We start from the raw sequence: 17,151 nt of genomic DNA, 5'->3' as shown, positions 1-17,151 counted from the left end.
AATTATAGTCATTAACATCAAATTATTTTTGTCATAGAAAACTAAAATAAGTATGAAAAAAATAATAGTGGCACAATTGAACGTTCAAAAAAAACATGAAGCTAGTTTTTTAGACCTAGCTAAAATAATGGTAGAGAAAAGTAATAAAGAACAGGGTTGTATATCTTATAGACTACATAAAGATATTTATAATCAAGGGAGATACCTTTTTTATGAAGAGTATATAAGCAAAACAGCTAGGGATTTTCATAATAATTCAGACCATTTTAATTGGTTTATAAATAACATTACTTCTCTTTTAATAGAAGAACCTATTATCAATAACTATTAGTTATCAAATGAATAGAATACATTTTAAACCTTCAAAATACCTATCTAATTACATCGATAGGTATTTTGTTTGTACTCAAACCAAAAGTTTGCCTTTAATTTTACCCGGCACAGGTTTAGAGCTTTTATTTCATCTTGACAAACCTTTAGCCATTAATAACAAAACGTTAAGTTCTGCTCATACTATTTGCCCTAGAGAACGTTTACTGTTTAACAAAACCAATACTGTAAATTATATTTCTGTTAGATTTCATAGTGGTTCTTTTAGACATTTTACCAACATTCCACATAAATATGTAATAAATAATTTTTTAACCGTTGAAGATATTTGGCAAAAAGAGGGTGTAGAATTTTTAAATGAAATTTTTGACACTAACTCTATTCTACAAAAAATACAATTAATAGAATCTTTTTTATTACGCCAACTAAATAAACATCAATTAATAAAAAGTATTAACTGGGATGCTTCTATAAAAACTTTATACAAAAACTTCAATAAAGTTACTTTACATCAGTTAGCTAACGATTGTAACTTAAGTTTTCGCCAATATGAACGTGTTTTTAAACAAAACTTTGGAATAACTCCTAAAAAGTTTCAACAAATTACTCGATTACAAAAAACTGTTAAAGAAATTCTCCTTCAAAAAAAAACACATTATTTGTACACTGCTCTTGATAATGGTTACTTTGATCAAAGTCATTTCATCAAAGAATTTAAAAACTTTACAGGTATAAAACCTACAGATTATTTTATTATAGACAATTTAGAAAACCATTTCTATTATAAACCACTAGATTAATCTATCCAATTTTTAAAATCTTTTACTCGCTCTCTACTAACAATTATTTCTGCTTCATTAAATGAATGGAGCACTAATTTTAAGCGTGAATTAGTATACGATATAATATCTTTTATAGCGTTTATATGAATAATATAAGTTCTATTTACTCGAAAGAATTGCTCAGGATCTAGTTGTTCTTGCCAATGTTCTAGTGATTGGTCTATCAAGTAATTTCTATTTGAATTAGTATGAATGTAAGTTGATTTATTTTCTGAATAAAAGCACTCTATTTCATCTACATGTATAATTTTTATGTGTTGCCCTACTTTTATTGTAAAACGCTTTTTGAATTTCCTATCAACTGGATTAATTAATAACTTTCTAATATCATCAATATTAACTTGAACATCCGATTGCTTAGGTTGGTTTTCTTTAAATTTATCAACAGCAACTTTTAATTCGTCCTCATCAATTGGTTTTAATAAATAATCTATGGAGTTTAATTTAAACGCCTTTAACGCATATTCATCATAAGCCGTAGTAAAAATTATTGCCGATTTTACTTCTACTTCTTCAAAAATTTCGAATGATAAACCGTCAGATAGTTGAATGTCTAAAAAAATTAAATCAGGATGCTCATTATTTTGAAACCAATTAATAGATTCTTCTACAGAATGCAACATTGTTTCTACTTCTATTCCTAATTCAGCTAACATTCTATTTAACCTCCTAGCTGCTGGTTTTTCATCTTCAATTATTAATACTTTCATTATCAATTTTTAATTTTTATCCATGTATTCTCTAACTTTCTTTTCTTCCCACTCTTTATTAAAAAGTAAATCTTTTCCAAAAACACTAACTCCATGTAGTATTAAAATCACACCCCACCAAAAAAAGATTTTATAATTGCTAATATCTGTAAAAGCTTCTATAAAAGTACTACCATAATCAATATCTTTAAAAATCCTATATCCTATGAAAACTAAATTAATTAAAATATAGAATGTTAAATGCTTGTAAAACTTCTTTATATCCTCTACTCTTTTTTTGGCTTTTAAATATTTTTCCGATTGTTGTTTTGAGTCCATAGTTAGTTAATTTTCATTCATAATATCTTCTATTTTTTTCTTTTCCCAGTTTTCTATAATAGAAATCTTGTTTTTAAATGCATAAATACCATGGATTAGAAGGCCAAATGCCCATAACAATAAATTTATCCAAATATTAGTTCTTATCCATTTTAAAGTATTTTGATTAGAAATATGCTCTTCAAAAAAATTGAATATTGTATCTGAAAAAACAATAATTACAATCATCATTATCACAAACACCTGTAAGTGGTTATAAAAATTCTTTTGCTTAGCTACTTTCTTTTGAGCCTGTAAATATTTATCTTCTTTTTTCATCAAACTCCTTTATATATTCTTCAATCTTTCTGTTTTCCCAATCTTTATTAAAAAAGATATTTGTTCCAAATGTTCCTAGCCAATGAAAAAATAAACCTATTCCCCAAAAAAGCCAAGTTGCATATACCCCAAAATTAGTTATAGCGTCTATAAAAGGTTCATTATCTTCTGTTGTTAGTCCTATAATAATAATTGTTGATATAAAAACATTTACCACTATATACGCTGCTAAGTGCCAGTAGAAACCTTTTATTTTTTCTACTTTTTTCTTAGCTAACATGTATTTATGTTCTTCTGTATAATTTCTTTCCATTTTATTTCTTTTTTTCTAAATATTCTTTAATTTTCTTATCCTCCCAATCTTTTCCAAAACCAAAAGTTTCTTTTCCAAAAACTACTACCCAGTGGATAAATGTTGCAATACATATTCCAACTACAGCAAACCAAAACCAATGATAGTAAGGAGAGAAAATTAAGTTTACCGATACTATAATTATAATTGATAAGATGTTTACCAAAAGATGTGCATAAAAACCTTTAATTTCTTTGAGTCTTTTTTTGGCTGCTAAGTATTTTTTCTCTTCTATATATTTAGTATCCATAATTATTTTTCTTCTTTTAAAAACTCTTTAATTTTTTGTTCTTCCCAATCTTTTCCAAATCCTATTCTTTCAAATCCAAAAACCCCCATCCAATGAAAAAATAACCCTGCTGACATTCCTATTATTGGGTAATAAAACCAGTGATGATCAGGTACAAACTTTAAGTTGATAAAAATTAAGACTGGAATTATTAAAACTGTTACTATTAAATGAATATATAAGCCTTTTATCTTTTCTACCTTCTTTTTTGCTCTGGCATATCTGTATCCCTCTGTACTTTCTTTATCCATCTTATCTATATTTTTCTTCGTCCTTTAAAATTTCATTGATTTTACGTTCTTCCCAATTTTTACCTAAGAATAAATTGTAATTATTTACTTCTAAAAAATGAAAAACTAATCCTATACCCCAACCTATCATTGGAAACCAAAACCACTGAAAACCTGAGTACGTCTTTAAATTGATAAATATTAAAAAAGGTATTACTAAACAGTATGATATTAAGTTTTGGTAAAACTCTTTTAACTTCTCTACTCTTTCAACTGCCTTTACATACTTACTATTCTCTAAATCTTTTGTGTTATAATTCATTGTATTTGATTTTGTTAACAGTGGTAAACTCACTGTAAATGTTTTATTATTATTTTTTATTTCAACAGCTCTGTCCGTTATTAAACCATAACGATCTGCTATATTCCTTAACCCTACTTTAGTACTCTTGCCTATTGCTTCTTTAGGGTTTATATTATTCTGAATTTGTAAAAATCCATTTTCTTCAAAAATTTTTATATCTAAAGGTTTTGCTGAAGAAACCACATTATGCTTTACTGCATTCTCTAGTAACAATTGTAATGATAATGGTACTATTTTTAATTCTGGATTACTTATTTCACTTGGTATTGTAAATTTGACAGCATCTTCAAAACGCATTTGTAACAATTCCATATATGTTCTAGCAAATTGTAACTCTTCTTTTATCGGTACTAATTCTTTATTCCTTTGCTCTAAAACATATCGATAAACTTTTGATAGCTTAGTAGTAAACCTTTCTGCTTGTCTAGTATTTTCTCCTATTAAAGAGGTTAATACATTTAAACTATTGAATAAAAAGTGAGGATCTAATTGACTTTTTAATGTTTCAAACTTCGCTGTTTCAGTCTTTGCTACTATTTCATGCTGTGTAGTTTCTTTATTTGCCGCTCTTTTCCATTCTAACATGAAACCTCTTGCATGTAAAAAAGCAGAAACGCCAAAAGAAAATTGTATCCAAAATAAGTGAATCCATAATAAAGGGCTCTTAAAAAACAATGCTATGTCTCGTCCTTGTATTATTATAAACAGTATATAATCTATTATTAAAATAGCTGGTACTGTATATAAAAAAGTAGCTATTATACCTACCCAAACACGTGTATTTGTTTTAGTTACCCAATCCCACTTAGTACTTAAATAATCGTTTAAAAGTCCTTGTCCAAAACCTAACACAAAAGAATATAAAGCAGATATACCTAACGACATTAGAAAACCTTTAACCGTATAACTCCCTCCTCCTACTAAGAAAAAGAATACTCCAAAGATTAATGTAATTTTTAAAGCTAATAAAATACCTTTTTTTAACTCTTTTGGAGAGAATATGAATATTTCTGACTTTTTTTTCATCTTTTGTCTTCTAAATATTGTAATTAAAATCTAATTTCTAAAGATACATTTTTATCATCAACTAAAAATTTGATTTGATCATATTGAGGTGGTCCATACCTATTAATATTATTAGTAGAGACTCCGTAATCTTCCATTGGCATACCATTCGGTTCAAAGTCCATTTTATCATTATTATTTTTATCATGAAAACAAATAAGTGCATATTCACCTTCTGGTACATTTTCAAAAATCACCGTACTTTTTCCTTTAGTAATTTTTGACGTTTTTGCTAAAACGGGGTCTTTTCTAAAATTGTCTTTAGTAAATAATGCGTAACTTATTTTACCTTCATCTGATGTAGCATTCGTTACTGTAGCTGTTACTGTTCTATTTTGTGCTGATATTTTTCCTACAATAAAAAATAAACTCACTAAAAAAACTGTTGTAAAAAATTTCATCTCTTTTAATTTGTTGATTAATACACTACAAATATCTAGAGGTGATGATGTTTTTGAAATTAAAAAAAACTCAATTGTAATTTTTTTAGGATGAACTGTAACAATTTGTATTTTTGAGCTACTTATAATTTATCAACTAGACTAAACTTAGTGGAAAAGAAACTAGAAAATAAATTTTTATCTGATTTTGAAGCAAATCAAAACATTGTACATAAGGTATGTAGGATATACACTACCAATCAAGATGCACACAATGATTTATTTCAAGAGATAACAATTCAGTTATGGAAAAACTATAGTAAGTTTAGAGGTGATGCTAAATTTAGTACCTGGATGTATCGAGTAGCATTAAATACTGCTATTTCTTTATACAGAAAATCTACCAGAACTGTAAAAACTCAAGACATTACCGACTACACTTTTAAAATTAAGGCTGAAGATTATGATGAGACTGAAGAATTACAACTGAAAGCATTATATAATGCTATTAGAAAACTAAACGATATTGATAAAGCTCTTATCTTTTTGTATTTAGAAGACAAACCTTACAAAGAAATATCAGAAACATTAGGTATTAGTGAAGTAAATGCAAGAGTAAAAATGAACAGAGCTAAAGAAAAATTAAAAAAAACATTAAACCCATAATAATAAATGGATTTAGATAAGTATAAAAAAGCATGGGATAATCAGCCAGAGGAAACCGATAGAGTTTCTAAAGTTGATATCTACAAGATGGCACACTCCAAATCGTCATCTATTGTTAAATGGATTTTTATTATTGGAGTATTAGAGCTCTTATTTTGGGCTGGATTAAACATATTTTTTATTGAATCATCTTACACAGAAGTATATGAACAATTACATTTAAATACCTTTGTAAAAATAAGTATATATCTTCATTACTTCGTTATAATTATATTCCTATACTTTTTCTATAAAAATTATAAATCAATTTCTATTTCTGATACTACTAAAGTTTTGCTAAAGAAAATTTTAAAAACAAGAAAAACAGTAAAATACTACGTTTATTTTAATCTTTTATTTTTAGTTTTTTCAAATATTCTCCTACTATGCTTTATATTCTCAGATTTAGATTTATTAATAGAATACTATAACAGTCAAGGAATTGCAACCCCGGACAATAAACAACATTTATTAATTTCATTAGTTATAGCTACTGTTTTCTTATTAGGGTTTATGGTACTTATTCTCTGGTTATTCTATAAAATAATCTATGGAGTTCTATTAAGAAAGTTAAATAAAAACTATAAAGAGTTATCTAAACTCGAAGATTTAAACTAATAAAAAAGAGGAAGTTTTTAACTTCCTCTTTTTTATTAAAATGATTTTAATTCACCTAGTAAAATGGTTAACATCTCATCTGTAAAATCAAGATGTGTAACAATTCGTAATTTGCCTTCTCCCATGGAAATTAACAAAATACCTTTTTGTTTCATTTTTTCAATAAAATCTATTGAATCAATAGTATCATTTACATAAAAGATAACAATATTGGTTTCAATAGGCTCTACTTTTTTTACATACGAACAATTTTCTAAAACCTCACCTATTGCTTTTGCTCTTGAATGATCATCAGCTAAACGATCTACTAAGTTATCCAATGCATAAATTCCAGCAGCAGCTAAAAAACCTGCTTGTCGCATTCCTCCTCCAAATAGCTTACGTACACGTAATGCTTTTTCTATATGCTCTTTACTTCCTACTAAAACTGACCCCACTGGTGCTCCTAATCCTTTTGATAAACAAATAGAAATCGTATCAAACAATTCACCATATTGTTGAGAAGTTTCATTTTTAGCAACTAATGCATTGAACAAACGAGCACCATCTAAATGATATGCTAAATTATAATCTCTGGTTACTTTACCTATTTTTACTAATTCTTCAAAATCCCAGCAAGCACCTCCTCCTTTATTAGTAGTATTTTCAATACATACTAATCGATTAAAAGGAACATGGATATCAGCCCTACCAGACACAGCACTTTCTAGTTCTTCAGCTGTAAACATTCCTCTGTTTCCATCAATTAAATATGAAGTTACACCTGAATTAAAAGCTGCTCCACCACCTTCGTAATTATACACATGTGCCCACTTATCGCAAAACATTCTATCACCTGGTTGCGTATGTATCTTTATAGCTGCTTGATTTGCCATGGTTCCTGACGGGAAAAATAAAGCCGCCTCCATTCCAAATAATTTGGCAACCTTTTCTTGTAATAAATTTACAGTAGGATCAGCTCCAAAAACATCATCCCCAACTTCAGCATTCATCATTGCTTCTAGCATTCCTTTAGTTGGTTTTGTTACTGTATCGCTTATTAAGTTTATTTCCATTTTTAACTACGATTTTTAAATGTATTTTTGCATTATGATTACACACGAACAGTTAAAAAATGTTACTGAACGAATCGGCAAGTTAAAAGGTTATTTAGAAATTGACAAGAAGTTAATTGAAATTAACAATGAAGAAGAAAAAACTGCGGATCCTGACTTTTGGAACAATCCGAAAGAAGCAGAGATATTAATGAAATCACTTCGTTTTAAAAAGAAATGGGTAAATGATTATAATTCAATTGTTACAATGAATGAAGATCTTACTGTTTTATATGATTTTTATAAAGAAGGAGATGTTGAAGAAGCTGAAGTTGTTGAACAGTTTGAAAAAACCGCTACTTACTTAGAAGATATTGAATTTAAAAATATGCTATCTGATGAAGGAGATAGTTTAAGTGCTACCATACAAATAACAGCAGGTGCTGGAGGTACTGAAAGTTGTGATTGGACCGAGATGTTATTTCGTATGTATACCATGTGGGCAGAAAAACAAGGTTTTAAATTAAAAACTTTAAACTATCAGGCTGGAGATACCGCTGGTATTAAAACTGTAACAATTGAAGTTGAGGGCGATTATGCTTTCGGATGGTTAAAAGGTGAAAACGGTGTACATCGTTTAGTTAGAATTTCTCCTTTTGATAGCAATGCGAAGCGTCATACATCTTTTGCTTCTGTATATGTGTATCCTGTTGCTGATGATTCTATAGAAATTGAAATAAATCCTGCAGACATTGAAATTACAACTGCACGTTCAAGTGGTGCTGGTGGACAAAATGTAAACAAAGTAGAAACTAAAGTTCAACTACACCATAAACCAACTGGAATTCAAATTCAATGTTCTAATTCACGCTCTCAACACGATAATAGAGCTACTGCTTTACAAATGCTTAAATCACAATTATATGAAATTGAGTTACAAAAACGTTTAGCAGCTCGTGCCGATATTGAAGCCAATAAGATGAAGAATGAATGGGGAAGTCAAATACGTAACTATGTAATGCATCCATACAAACTTGTAAAAGATGTACGTACAGCTCACGAAACTGGAAATGTAGATGCTGTAATGGATGGAAATATCAATCCTTTTTTAAAGGCTTATTTAATGTTAAACGGACAAAAAGAAAAATAATGATAAAAATATACCATAACAATAGATGTAGTAAATCTCGTAACGGTTTACAAATTTTGGAAGAATCTGGGAAAGAATTTGAGATAGTAAAATACTTGGATAATGTTCCTAGTAAAGAAGAATTAACAGAAGTGATTAACTTGCTTAACATATCTCCTATTGAATTAGTTCGAAAAAACGAAAAAATTTGGAAAGAAGAGTTTAAAGGAAAAGATTTGTCTGACGCAGAAATTATAGATGCAATGATAACTAATCCTAAACTTATAGAACGCCCTATTGTTGTTAATGGAAATAAAGCAGTTATTGGACGTCCACCAGAAAATATTTTAGATATTATTTAAGAAAAGGCTCTCAGTTTTTGAGAGCCTTTTTTAACACTAATTAACAACTAAACTTTTAGTTTCTAACTTTATCATAGTATATTAGCAATTCAATCAATTTATAGATAATACTATGAGAAAAATTTTATGGGGGTTATCCCTCGCTTTAATAGCCACTTCTGGCTATAGCCAAATTGCCAAAGAGAGAAAGCAACAGCTTTCTAAAAAAGAAAAAATTCGTTCTATGAAAATTCCCACTGACCCTTCAGTTAAGATAGGTAAACTATCAAACGGAATTACATATTACATTAAACAAAACCCTAAACCAGCTAACAAAGTTGAATTACGCTTAGCTGTTAACGCCGGATCTATTCTTGAAGATAATGATCAATTAGGTTTAGCTCACTTCATGGAGCACATGAACTTTAATGGTACTAAAAACTTTAAGAAAAATGAATTAGTAGATTATTTACAATCTATAGGTGTAAAATTTGGTGCACACTTAAATGCTTATACTGGTTTTGATGAAACAGTATACATTTTACCTATTCCAAGTGATGATGAAACTAAGTTAGAAAAAGGTTTTCAAATTCTTGAAGACTGGGCACATGGAGCATTATTAGAAGGAAAAGACATTGATGAAGAGCGCGGTGTTGTTTTAGAAGAATACCGTTCTCGTAGAGGTGCAGACAGCCGTATGTTAGAAAAATACTTACCTAAGGTAATGCATGGTTCTAAATATGCTCAAAGATTACCTATTGGAACTAAAGAAAGTATCGAAAACTTTAAACATGAAAGTATTCGTCGTTTTCATAAAGATTGGTATCGTCCAGATTTAATGGCTGTAGTTGCTGTTGGAGATGTTGATGTAAAAATCTTAGAGGAAAAAATTAAATCACACTTCGGTAAAATTCCTGCGGCTAAAAACCCAAGAAAAAGAGAGGTAGCTCCTTTAAAGAATCATAAAGAGACTTTTATCGCTATTGAAGCTGATAAAGAAGCTCCTTTTTCTAGAGTACAATTAATGTACAAAGATTATGACGAAGCTAAACCAGAAGTTACTGTTGGTGACTATAGAAATTCTTTAGTGAAGTCTTTATTTGCTCAAATGTTAAACAATCGTTTGGACGAATTACGTAACAGCGAAAAACCACCTTTTGTTTATGGATTTAGTTACCATGGAGGTACTTGGGCTAGAGGTAAAAATGCTTACCAATCTATGGCTGGAACTAGTGCAGATGGTCAATTAAAAGGATTACAAGCTTTACTAGACGAAAGTGAGCGTGTAAAGAGATATGGATTTAAACAAGGTGAATTAGATAGAGCTAAAAAGAACGTAGTTGCTCGTATTGAAAAAGCTTTTAAAGACAAAGATAAAAGAGAGTCTAACAGAATTGTTGGTGAATACGTAAGTAACTATTTAGACAAAGAGCCAATCCCTAGTATTGATTGGGAATACAAAGCTCACCAAATGTTATTACCTTCAGTTCAACTTGATGAAGTTAACAACATTATTAAAAACTTTTTACATGATGATAACCGTGTAGTTGTTATTACAGGACCTAAAAAAGTAGTAACTGAACAACAAGTTTTAGACGCTTTAAACAATGTAAAAACAAAAGATTTAAAGCCGTATGAAGATAAAGCCGTAGCTACTTCTTTAATTACTAAAGCTCCTACTGCTGGAACAATTGTTAAAACAACTGAAAACAAAAAATTAGGTACGAAAACATTTGTATTAAGCAACGGTGCTAAAGTTACTTTCAAAAAGACTGATTTTAAAAATGACGAAATTTTATTTGATGCATTCAGTTTTGGAGGTACTTCTTTATACTCAGATGAAGAGTTAAAAGCTACTTCTTTTGCTAATGGAGCATTATCACAAGCTGGAATTAACAACTATTCTAAAAATGACTTATCTAAAATGATGTCTGGTAAAATTGTACGTGTTAATCCATACATTAGTGGTTTAAGTGAAGGATTTAGAGGTTCTGCTTCTCCTAAAAACTTAGAAGAGCTTTTCCAAATGGTTCATTTATATTTTACTTCTTTAAATAAAGATGAAAAAGCATTCAAATCATATGTTAATAAGCAAAAAGGATTCTTAGGGAATTTATTAGCTAGTCCAAACTTCTTCTTTCAAAAAGAAATGTCAGAATTTATGAATGAAGGAAATACTCGTTATACTGGTTTTCCAACACCTGAAAAATATGATAAAGCTGATTATAATCTAGCTTATAAAAAATACCAAGAGCGTTTTGCTGATGCTGGTGATTTTAACTTCTATTTTGTAGGTAATGTTGATGAGAATAAACTTGCAGAATTTTCTAAGAAATACATAGCGAGTTTACCTGGCAAAAATTCTAATGAATCATACAAAGTAAGTTCTTTCAGACCTTTATCTGGATCACATTCTAAAACTGTATTAAAAGGTAAAGATCCTAAGAGTAATGTAAATATTACTTACCAAGGTAAAGCTAAATACAATAAAAAAGATGCCTTAGCTTTTTCTAGTTTAGGAGAAATCGTAAGTATTAAGTTAACTGAAAAATTACGTGAAAAAGAAGGAGGAGTTTATTCTTCTAGAACTAGAGGACGCATTTCAAAAATGCCATACGGATGGTACCGCTTTAATATTTCATTCCCTTGTGCTCCAGAAAATGTTGAGAAATTAAAAACAATTTCTGTTGATCAAGTTGCTGATATTGTTAAAAATGGTCCAACTGAAGAAGATTTAATGAAAACTAAAAAAGCAATGATTGCTGATCATAAAGAAGATCTTAAGAAAAATCGTTTTTGGTTAAGAACAATTAAAAATGTCGACTACCAAAAGAATGATGATTCTGATGCTACATCTTTTGAAGATCGCGTAAATGCTTTGACTAAAAAAGATATTCAGAAAGTTGCTAAAAAATATTTAACCAATGGTTATATTTTAGGAGTATTAAATCCTGAAAAATAATATTGATTAGTAGATAAATAAAAAAAGCTCTCATGAAATTGGGAGCTTTTATTTTTTTATAAATTGAGATTGAAGAAATCCCAAACCATATCCATAAAACTGTGTAAGTGTAGTTATAACACTAAAAAAAGCTACTTTAAGGCTTTTATTTTGAAATAAAGAATCTATGAATAGAAAAGTAAAATAAACTCCATAAAAAGCTAAAAATTGCCATATTCCAAATAAGGCTGCTATAATAGCAATGTCTAATCCAATAATGAATAAACTAGGAAACCAAAAAGTTATTTTAGCTGTTTCTGGGTATTTTTTGTTTAAGATAGGCCTTGCCGTTCCAAAAGAAAAAGTTTGTTTAAAAAATTGCTTAATAGTACTTCTTCTCTTATGGTAAACATAAGCTGTTTCTATCAATTGAGTTTCAAAACCTTCTTCCCATAATCGAAAACTTAAATCAATATCTTCTCCAGTTTTCATTTTAGAAAAACCTTTGGTTGTTAGAAAAGCTTTTTTTGACAATCCAAAATTAAAACTCCTTGGTTGAAATTTCCCAACTCCTTTTTTCTTTCCTCTAATTCCTCCTGTTGTTAAAATAGAAGTCATCGAATAGTTTATTGCTTTTTGAAGTGTTGTAAAACTTTCGTGTGCAGCATCAGGCCCTCCAAAAGCATCAGTATATTTTTCTTCTAATCTTTGATGAACTTCAGATAAATACTGATGAGGAACAATCACATCAGAATCAAGTATAAGAAAATAGTTTCCAGAAGCTTTTTCCATTCCGTAATTTCTACTAGCTCCTGCTCCACTATTCTCTTTAAAAAAATAATGAAGATTTAATTTCTCTTTATAGCTATCAACTATAGTCTCAGAAGAATTATCAGATCCATCTTCTATAATAAGAACTTCAAAATTATGCTGAAAATCTTGTTTGGTAAGACTTTCTAATAATTCATCAATTTCTTTTGGCCGATTATATACCGGAACTATTATAGAAAACTTTAATTTCATTATACTAAAACACTTTCATTTATTTGTTTAGTAATACCTTTCCAAAGATTGATTCTTTTTGCTAAAGATTCTTTTGCATAGTACAATACATCATCCCACTTTTGTTGATCTGTACCACATAATTCTTCAATCATTTTTAATGATAAAGGGCCATGTTCATCTCCATCTAATTCAATATGTCTATTCAAGTAATAAGTAAGTTTACTATAATTTGAACTTTCTTTTTCTTCAGTATTTTTTACTATTTCTAAAAACATATCTGGTATTACATCTTCTCTACCAAATGTAAAACTTGAAGCTATAATATGAGGTTCAGAAGTTGCTATTACTTCAAAAGTAAAGTTTATAAAGTCTTTTACTTCATCAATAGCATTTACACTTTGTAAGGCTTCTTGAACATTTTCACCATCAATAAGTTTTGATATAAATTTAGCTATTTGAGAAGTATCTGCTCCTGCTTGTCTCATAGCATCGATATACATCTCGAAATGACTTTTAGGCTCTCCTAACTCATTTACATCTGTCTCTTCTCCTAATACAATTTCATTTATAAATTGAGCTGTAGTCGAGTTTGCTACTGGAAGCCATGGTAAATTAACACAAGTTAAATTTTGTTGCAATGCTTTTAACAACGACATAAAATCCCAAACTGCAAATACGTGAGATTCCATAAATGTTTTTACATCTTCAATATCTTTTAACGATGTATATAAATCATGTGTTTTTAACTCTTGCCTTAATGATTCAAGCTCTTTCTCAATGTGTAAAATTGTGTTCATAACTGTATATATCAATAAAAAATGCAAATCTAACGATTTGCATTTTATTTATCTATTTATCTAAAAATTACTCTTCAGTAAATTTTTCCATTACTGCATCACTAACTCCCATGTTAGAGAATCCTCCATCATGAAATAAGTTTTGTAACGTTACTTTCTTTGTTAAATCTGAGAATAATGAAATTGTATAATCAGCACACTCTAAAGCAGTAGCATTTCCTAATGGAGACATTTTTTCTGCATAAGAAATAAATCCATCAAAACCTTTAACTCCTTGCCCAGCTGTTGTTGGTGTAGGTGACTGAGAAATTGTATTTACACGTACTTTATGATCTCTTCCAAAGAAGTATCCAAAACTACGAGCAATAGACTCTAAATAAGCTTTATTATCAGCCATATCATTATAATCAGGGAATACTCTTTGTGCTGCCATATAAGTTAATGCAACAATACTTCCCCATTCATTCATCGCTTGCTTGTTGTATAAAACGTTCATTACTTTGTGAAATGACACAGCCGAAACGTCCCATCCTTTTGTTGTAAAATCATATTTAGAATCAGTATAATGACGTCCTTTACGTACATTTACCGACATTCCTATAGAGTGTAATACAAAATCTATTTTTCCTCCTAAAATTTCCATAGACTTTTCAACTAAGTTTGTTAAATCTTCCATAGAAGTAGCATCTGCAGGAATAATTTCAGATCCAGTTTTTGCTGCTAACTCTTTAATTTGCCCCATACGCATTGCTATAGGTGCATTAGTTAAAACAAATTCTGCTCCTTCTTCATGAGCACGCTCCGCAACTTTCCAAGCAATAGAATTTTCGTCTAATGCTCCAAAAATAATTCCTTTCTTACCTTTTAATAAGTTATACATATTATTTTATATTTTTAAATATAGTTGTTCGTTTGTTCAGCAAATATACCTTAATTTAATAATTCTTTTGCGTGGGTTAAGGCGCTTTCTGAAATATCTTTCCCGCTTAACATCTCTGCTATTTCCACAATACGCTCTTCTTCAGACAGTACTTTTAAGTTAGAAGTCGTAACTCCTTTTTCTTCTCCTTTAAATACTTTGTAATGTCTTGCTCCTTTTGCTGCTATTTGTGGCAAGTGTGTTATTGTAATTACCTGCATGTTAGCACCCATATCTTCCATAATCTTTGCAATTTTGTTAGATACTTCACCGGATACTCCTGTATCAATTTCATCAAAAATAATGGTTGGTAATTGTATATTTTTTGATAATATTTTTTTAATCGATAACATAATTCTAGAAAGTTCACCTCCAGATGCTACTTTTTTAAGCTCTCCAAAATTCCCTCCTTTGTTTGCCGAAAATAAGAATGCTAAATTATCTTTTCCGTTTGATAAATAAGCTTCAGAATCGGTTAACTCTATTGAAAAACGAGCATTTGGCATTCCTAACTCTGCTAATAAAAATTCTAACTCCTTTTGTAATTTAGGAATCGCTTTATTTCTAGATTTTGTAATCATGGCTGCTACTTCATCGAGCTTTTTAGCAACCTCATTAATTTCTGATTTTTTTGCTTCTAGTAAACCTCCTGCATCTTCAACTTGAGCTACTTTTTCTGACAACGATTCATAAATAGCTAATAACTCTTTTATAGAATCTACCGAATGCTTTTTTTGTAAATTATAAATTAATTGCAATCTATCATTTAATTCCTCTATCTCATTAGGATTAAACTCAACATCTTCATTCGCTGTTTCTAATTCAGAAATAACATCGTCTAATTCTATCTTTACACTAGAGATTCTATTAGATAGTTCTTCATAATTTTTAGAAAAAGAACTAATTTTCTGTAAGTTATTTTCTAATGAGTGAAGCAAACTCTGAATTCCTATTTCTTCGTTGATAGAAGTTTGTAAAGCTTCTGATAAATTTAATTTTATCTCTTCAATATTATTTAATTTATCAAGCTTTTCTTCTAAAACTTCCTGCTCCCCTTCTTTTAAATCAGCCTCTTCAAGTTCTTTAAATAAGTGTAAGTTATATTCGTATTGTTCTTTAGATTTTTCAGTTTCTTCTTGAAGTGTTTTTAATTCTTTTTTAAGAGAATTATACTTCACCATTCCTCTTTGGTAGGATGCTACTTTTGCTTGATTTTTAGCCAAAGCATCAATTACAGAGAACTGAAAACCTACATCAGATAATTCCATAGTCTGATGCTGTGAATGAATATCTATCAATCTTCCTTTTAAGGAAGTTAATACCGATAAAGTAACTGGCGTATCATTTACAAATGCTCTTGATTTTCCTGAAGGTAAAATCTCTCTTCTTATAATAGTCTCCGCTTCATAATCAAGATCTAACTTCTTAAATAAGTTTTGTAAAGAATAACCTTCTACATCAAACTGTGCTTCTATTACACATTTCTTTTCTGTATTCTTTAAAGATGATAAATCGGCACGATTTCCCATTACCAAGCCTAAAGCTCCTAATAAAATGGATTTTCCGGCTCCTGTTTCACCTGTTATTATTGATAAGCCTTTTGTGTAATCAATCGATAATTGATTGATTAACGCGTAATTATGTATAGATAAATGTGTTAACAAATCTTACTTTTTAGAAAAAATAAAAGTAAGGATTTTGAGGGAATTAAAAATTCATTTTTATAGAAAGAATAATAAAGTGATTCTAATATAAAATTAGAAAAATACTAGGGAGTTGAACAATAAGAATCTTCTTATTTAAGTTTTAACCTCTTTAACAATTAGATAATTATTTCTATCAATTGTAATTTTATAAAAAGGTATTAATACAAAACCTACAGCCAAAATTCCAAAAAAATTAATTCTTAAAATAAAAAATAAAAGTATCGAAAATATCATTCCTGCAACTATTAAATTCCAAAGTTTATTCGAAATTGAACTACTTATTTCAAATTCTTTTTGATTTTCATTATCTCTAAACTTAATTTCATGTTTTTTAGATTTACACCAATCTATTTTAAGAACCAAATTGACTGTATTAGAATTTACTACAATAATTTTTTCTTCATTTCTATTAATATCTTCAAAGTATTCGTCATTAATAAATAATTTATAGCTCCTAGCTCTATTATTCAATTCTCCATTTCTTTTTAAAACAAGCTTTTTATTCATCATTTCTTTGGATTTTAAAATATAGAAATCACTACTAAACTTTATAAATCTCTCTTAAACTAAAAATGGCCGTATAAAATGCATTCTAAATATTAGGACACTTTTTAAATTATTTCAAAAGATGCGTTTTCAACTTTACTACCCCTACTGATTATTACTTCTCTTATTGTCAATTAAACTAATTATAAGAGAAATAATTATCAACGAGAGAGATATAAGTATGTTTATAAGATTTTTTTTTTTACTAATTA

21 protein-coding genes are annotated in these 17,151 nt (G+C 28.9%); 7 read left to right on the top strand and 14 right to left on the bottom strand.

Features of this window, described 5'->3' with window-relative positions; translation table 11 throughout:
- The first annotated feature begins 52 nt into the window (after positions 1–52).
- Both Q0958_RS05650 and Q0958_RS05645 read left to right on the top strand, forming a co-directional pair.
- Complete coding sequence (locus tag Q0958_RS05650) at positions 53–331, top strand: putative quinol monooxygenase (RefSeq protein WP_299120811.1); 279 nt, start codon at positions 53–55, stop codon at positions 329–331.
- A gap of 7 nt (positions 332–338) precedes the next feature.
- Positions 339–1,130, top strand: coding sequence for an AraC family transcriptional regulator (locus Q0958_RS05645; RefSeq protein ID WP_299120808.1), 792 nt, complete (start codon positions 339–341; stop codon positions 1,128–1,130).
- On the opposite strand, the gene Q0958_RS05640 is transcribed toward Q0958_RS05645, so the two are convergent.
- From Q0958_RS05640 to Q0958_RS05605, 8 genes are read right to left on the bottom strand one after another with little or no spacing between them, the layout of a single operon-like run.
- Complete coding sequence (locus Q0958_RS05640; protein WP_299120806.1) at positions 1,127–1,882, bottom strand: LytTR family DNA-binding domain-containing protein; 756 nt, start codon at positions 1,880–1,882, stop codon at positions 1,127–1,129. The genes Q0958_RS05645 and Q0958_RS05640 overlap by 4 nt on opposite strands.
- Before the next feature lie 9 nt (positions 1,883–1,891).
- Positions 1,892–2,200, bottom strand: coding sequence for a 2TM domain-containing protein (locus Q0958_RS05635; RefSeq protein WP_299120804.1), 309 nt, complete (start codon positions 2,198–2,200; stop codon positions 1,892–1,894).
- Between the two features lie 6 nt (positions 2,201–2,206).
- Positions 2,207–2,518, bottom strand: a complete 312-nt coding sequence (locus tag Q0958_RS05630) for a 2TM domain-containing protein (RefSeq protein WP_299120802.1) — start codon at positions 2,516–2,518, stop codon at positions 2,207–2,209.
- Complete coding sequence (locus Q0958_RS05625) at positions 2,502–2,831, bottom strand: 2TM domain-containing protein (RefSeq protein ID WP_299120799.1); 330 nt, start codon at positions 2,829–2,831, stop codon at positions 2,502–2,504. Before Q0958_RS05625 ends, Q0958_RS05630 begins: the two co-directional genes overlap by 17 nt.
- 1 nt (position 2,832) lies before the next feature.
- Positions 2,833–3,120, bottom strand: coding sequence for a 2TM domain-containing protein (locus tag Q0958_RS05620; protein WP_299120796.1), 288 nt, complete (start codon positions 3,118–3,120; stop codon positions 2,833–2,835).
- 2 nt (positions 3,121–3,122) lie between these two features.
- Complete coding sequence (locus Q0958_RS05615) at positions 3,123–3,410, bottom strand: 2TM domain-containing protein (RefSeq protein WP_299120793.1); 288 nt, start codon at positions 3,408–3,410, stop codon at positions 3,123–3,125.
- A gap of 1 nt (position 3,411) precedes the next feature.
- Positions 3,412–4,779 carry a 2TM domain-containing protein gene (locus Q0958_RS05610; protein WP_299120790.1) on the bottom strand — a complete coding sequence of 456 codons (1,368 nt, stop codon included), beginning with the start codon at positions 4,777–4,779 and terminating at the stop codon, positions 3,412–3,414.
- Between the two features lie 23 nt (positions 4,780–4,802).
- Positions 4,803–5,219 carry a DUF2141 domain-containing protein gene (locus tag Q0958_RS05605; RefSeq protein WP_299120787.1) on the bottom strand — a complete coding sequence of 139 codons (417 nt, stop codon included), beginning with the start codon at positions 5,217–5,219 and terminating at the stop codon, positions 4,803–4,805.
- A 150-nt stretch (positions 5,220–5,369) separates the two neighbouring features.
- Here Q0958_RS05605 and Q0958_RS05600 point away from each other — a divergent pair, with 150 nt between their 5' ends.
- Both Q0958_RS05600 and Q0958_RS05595 read left to right on the top strand, forming a co-directional pair.
- Entirely contained in the window at positions 5,370–5,864 is a 495-nt protein-coding gene (locus Q0958_RS05600) for an RNA polymerase sigma factor (RefSeq protein WP_235273750.1), read from the top strand.
- Positions 5,865–5,870: 6 nt separating this feature from the next.
- Complete coding sequence (locus tag Q0958_RS05595) at positions 5,871–6,521, top strand: hypothetical protein (protein WP_299120780.1); 651 nt, start codon at positions 5,871–5,873, stop codon at positions 6,519–6,521.
- A 35-nt stretch (positions 6,522–6,556) separates the two neighbouring features.
- On the opposite strand, the gene Q0958_RS05590 is transcribed toward Q0958_RS05595, so the two are convergent.
- Positions 6,557–7,576: a GntG family PLP-dependent aldolase gene (locus Q0958_RS05590; protein WP_299120776.1), complete on the bottom strand. Its 1,020-nt coding sequence runs from the start codon at positions 7,574–7,576 to the stop codon at positions 6,557–6,559.
- A 34-nt stretch (positions 7,577–7,610) separates the two neighbouring features.
- Between Q0958_RS05590 and prfB the strand changes: the two genes are divergently transcribed.
- From prfB to Q0958_RS05575, 3 genes are all read left to right on the top strand, one after another.
- Complete coding sequence (prfB, locus tag Q0958_RS05585) at positions 7,611–8,705, top strand: peptide chain release factor 2 (RefSeq protein WP_150898890.1); 1,095 nt, start codon at positions 7,611–7,613, stop codon at positions 8,703–8,705.
- Positions 8,705–9,046, top strand: coding sequence for an arsenate reductase (glutaredoxin) (arsC, locus tag Q0958_RS05580; protein ID WP_299120773.1), 342 nt, complete (start codon positions 8,705–8,707; stop codon positions 9,044–9,046). The genes prfB and arsC overlap by 1 nt, the downstream gene beginning before the upstream one ends.
- A gap of 112 nt (positions 9,047–9,158) precedes the next feature.
- The gene (locus Q0958_RS05575; protein WP_299120770.1) at positions 9,159–11,987 is read left to right on the top strand and encodes a pitrilysin family protein; all 2,829 of its coding nucleotides are present in this window, start codon (positions 9,159–9,161) and stop codon (positions 11,985–11,987) included.
- Positions 11,988–12,035: 48 nt separating this feature from the next.
- On the opposite strand, the gene Q0958_RS05570 is transcribed toward Q0958_RS05575, so the two are convergent.
- The 5 genes from Q0958_RS05570 to Q0958_RS05550 all read right to left on the bottom strand — a co-directional run bounded on the left by Q0958_RS05570 (position 12,036) and on the right by Q0958_RS05550 (position 16,903).
- Positions 12,036–12,989 carry a glycosyltransferase gene (locus Q0958_RS05570; protein WP_299120767.1) on the bottom strand — a complete coding sequence of 318 codons (954 nt, stop codon included), beginning with the start codon at positions 12,987–12,989 and terminating at the stop codon, positions 12,036–12,038.
- Positions 12,989–13,768, bottom strand: a complete 780-nt coding sequence (locus Q0958_RS05565) for a DUF3050 domain-containing protein (RefSeq protein WP_299120765.1) — start codon at positions 13,766–13,768, stop codon at positions 12,989–12,991. Before Q0958_RS05565 ends, Q0958_RS05570 begins: the two co-directional genes overlap by 1 nt.
- Before the next feature lie 67 nt (positions 13,769–13,835).
- Positions 13,836–14,648, bottom strand: a complete 813-nt coding sequence (locus Q0958_RS05560) for an SDR family oxidoreductase (RefSeq protein ID WP_150898895.1) — start codon at positions 14,646–14,648, stop codon at positions 13,836–13,838.
- Positions 14,649–14,698: 50 nt separating this feature from the next.
- Entirely contained in the window at positions 14,699–16,351 is a 1,653-nt protein-coding gene (gene recN, locus Q0958_RS05555; protein ID WP_150898896.1) for a DNA repair protein RecN, read from the bottom strand.
- Between the two features lie 135 nt (positions 16,352–16,486).
- Positions 16,487–16,903, bottom strand: coding sequence for a hypothetical protein (locus tag Q0958_RS05550; RefSeq protein WP_299120762.1), 417 nt, complete (start codon positions 16,901–16,903; stop codon positions 16,487–16,489).
- Positions 16,904–17,151: the final 248 nt, after the last annotated feature.

It is taken from the genome of uncultured Tenacibaculum sp. (assembly GCF_947499065.1).
Classification (GTDB): Bacteria; Bacteroidota; Bacteroidia; order Flavobacteriales; family Flavobacteriaceae; genus Polaribacter.
This window is presented reverse-complemented; position numbering and strand designations above follow the sequence as displayed.

Coding starts and splice junctions, on each gene's coding strand:
- Q0958_RS05560 (WP_150898895.1), bottom strand. CDS start 14,648: ATGTATAACTTATTAAAAGGTAAGAAAGGAATTATTTTTGGAGCATTA.
- Q0958_RS05610 (WP_299120790.1), bottom strand. CDS start 4,779: ATGAAAAAAAAGTCAGAAATATTCATATTCTCTCCAAAAGAGTTAAAA.
- Q0958_RS05615 (WP_299120793.1), bottom strand. CDS start 3,410: ATGGATAAAGAAAGTACAGAGGGATACAGATATGCCAGAGCAAAAAAG.
- Q0958_RS05595 (WP_299120780.1), top strand. CDS start 5,871: ATGGATTTAGATAAGTATAAAAAAGCATGGGATAATCAGCCAGAGGAA.
- Q0958_RS05565 (WP_299120765.1), bottom strand. CDS start 13,768: ATGAACACAATTTTACACATTGAGAAAGAGCTTGAATCATTAAGGCAA.
- arsC (WP_299120773.1), top strand. CDS start 8,705: ATGATAAAAATATACCATAACAATAGATGTAGTAAATCTCGTAACGGT.
- Q0958_RS05570 (WP_299120767.1), bottom strand. CDS start 12,989: ATGAAATTAAAGTTTTCTATAATAGTTCCGGTATATAATCGGCCAAAA.
- Q0958_RS05640 (WP_299120806.1), bottom strand. CDS start 1,882: ATGAAAGTATTAATAATTGAAGATGAAAAACCAGCAGCTAGGAGGTTA.
- Q0958_RS05625 (WP_299120799.1), bottom strand. CDS start 2,831: ATGGAAAGAAATTATACAGAAGAACATAAATACATGTTAGCTAAGAAA.
- prfB (WP_150898890.1), top strand. CDS start 7,611: ATGATTACACACGAACAGTTAAAAAATGTTACTGAACGAATCGGCAAG.
- Q0958_RS05575 (WP_299120770.1), top strand. CDS start 9,159: ATGAGAAAAATTTTATGGGGGTTATCCCTCGCTTTAATAGCCACTTCT.
- Q0958_RS05635 (WP_299120804.1), bottom strand. CDS start 2,200: ATGGACTCAAAACAACAATCGGAAAAATATTTAAAAGCCAAAAAAAGA.
- Q0958_RS05630 (WP_299120802.1), bottom strand. CDS start 2,518: ATGAAAAAAGAAGATAAATATTTACAGGCTCAAAAGAAAGTAGCTAAG.
- Q0958_RS05620 (WP_299120796.1), bottom strand. CDS start 3,120: ATGGATACTAAATATATAGAAGAGAAAAAATACTTAGCAGCCAAAAAA.
- Q0958_RS05550 (WP_299120762.1), bottom strand. CDS start 16,903: ATGATGAATAAAAAGCTTGTTTTAAAAAGAAATGGAGAATTGAATAAT.
- Q0958_RS05605 (WP_299120787.1), bottom strand. CDS start 5,219: ATGAAATTTTTTACAACAGTTTTTTTAGTGAGTTTATTTTTTATTGTA.
- Q0958_RS05650 (WP_299120811.1), top strand. CDS start 53: ATGAAAAAAATAATAGTGGCACAATTGAACGTTCAAAAAAAACATGAA.
- Q0958_RS05645 (WP_299120808.1), top strand. CDS start 339: ATGAATAGAATACATTTTAAACCTTCAAAATACCTATCTAATTACATC.
- Q0958_RS05590 (WP_299120776.1), bottom strand. CDS start 7,576: ATGGAAATAAACTTAATAAGCGATACAGTAACAAAACCAACTAAAGGA.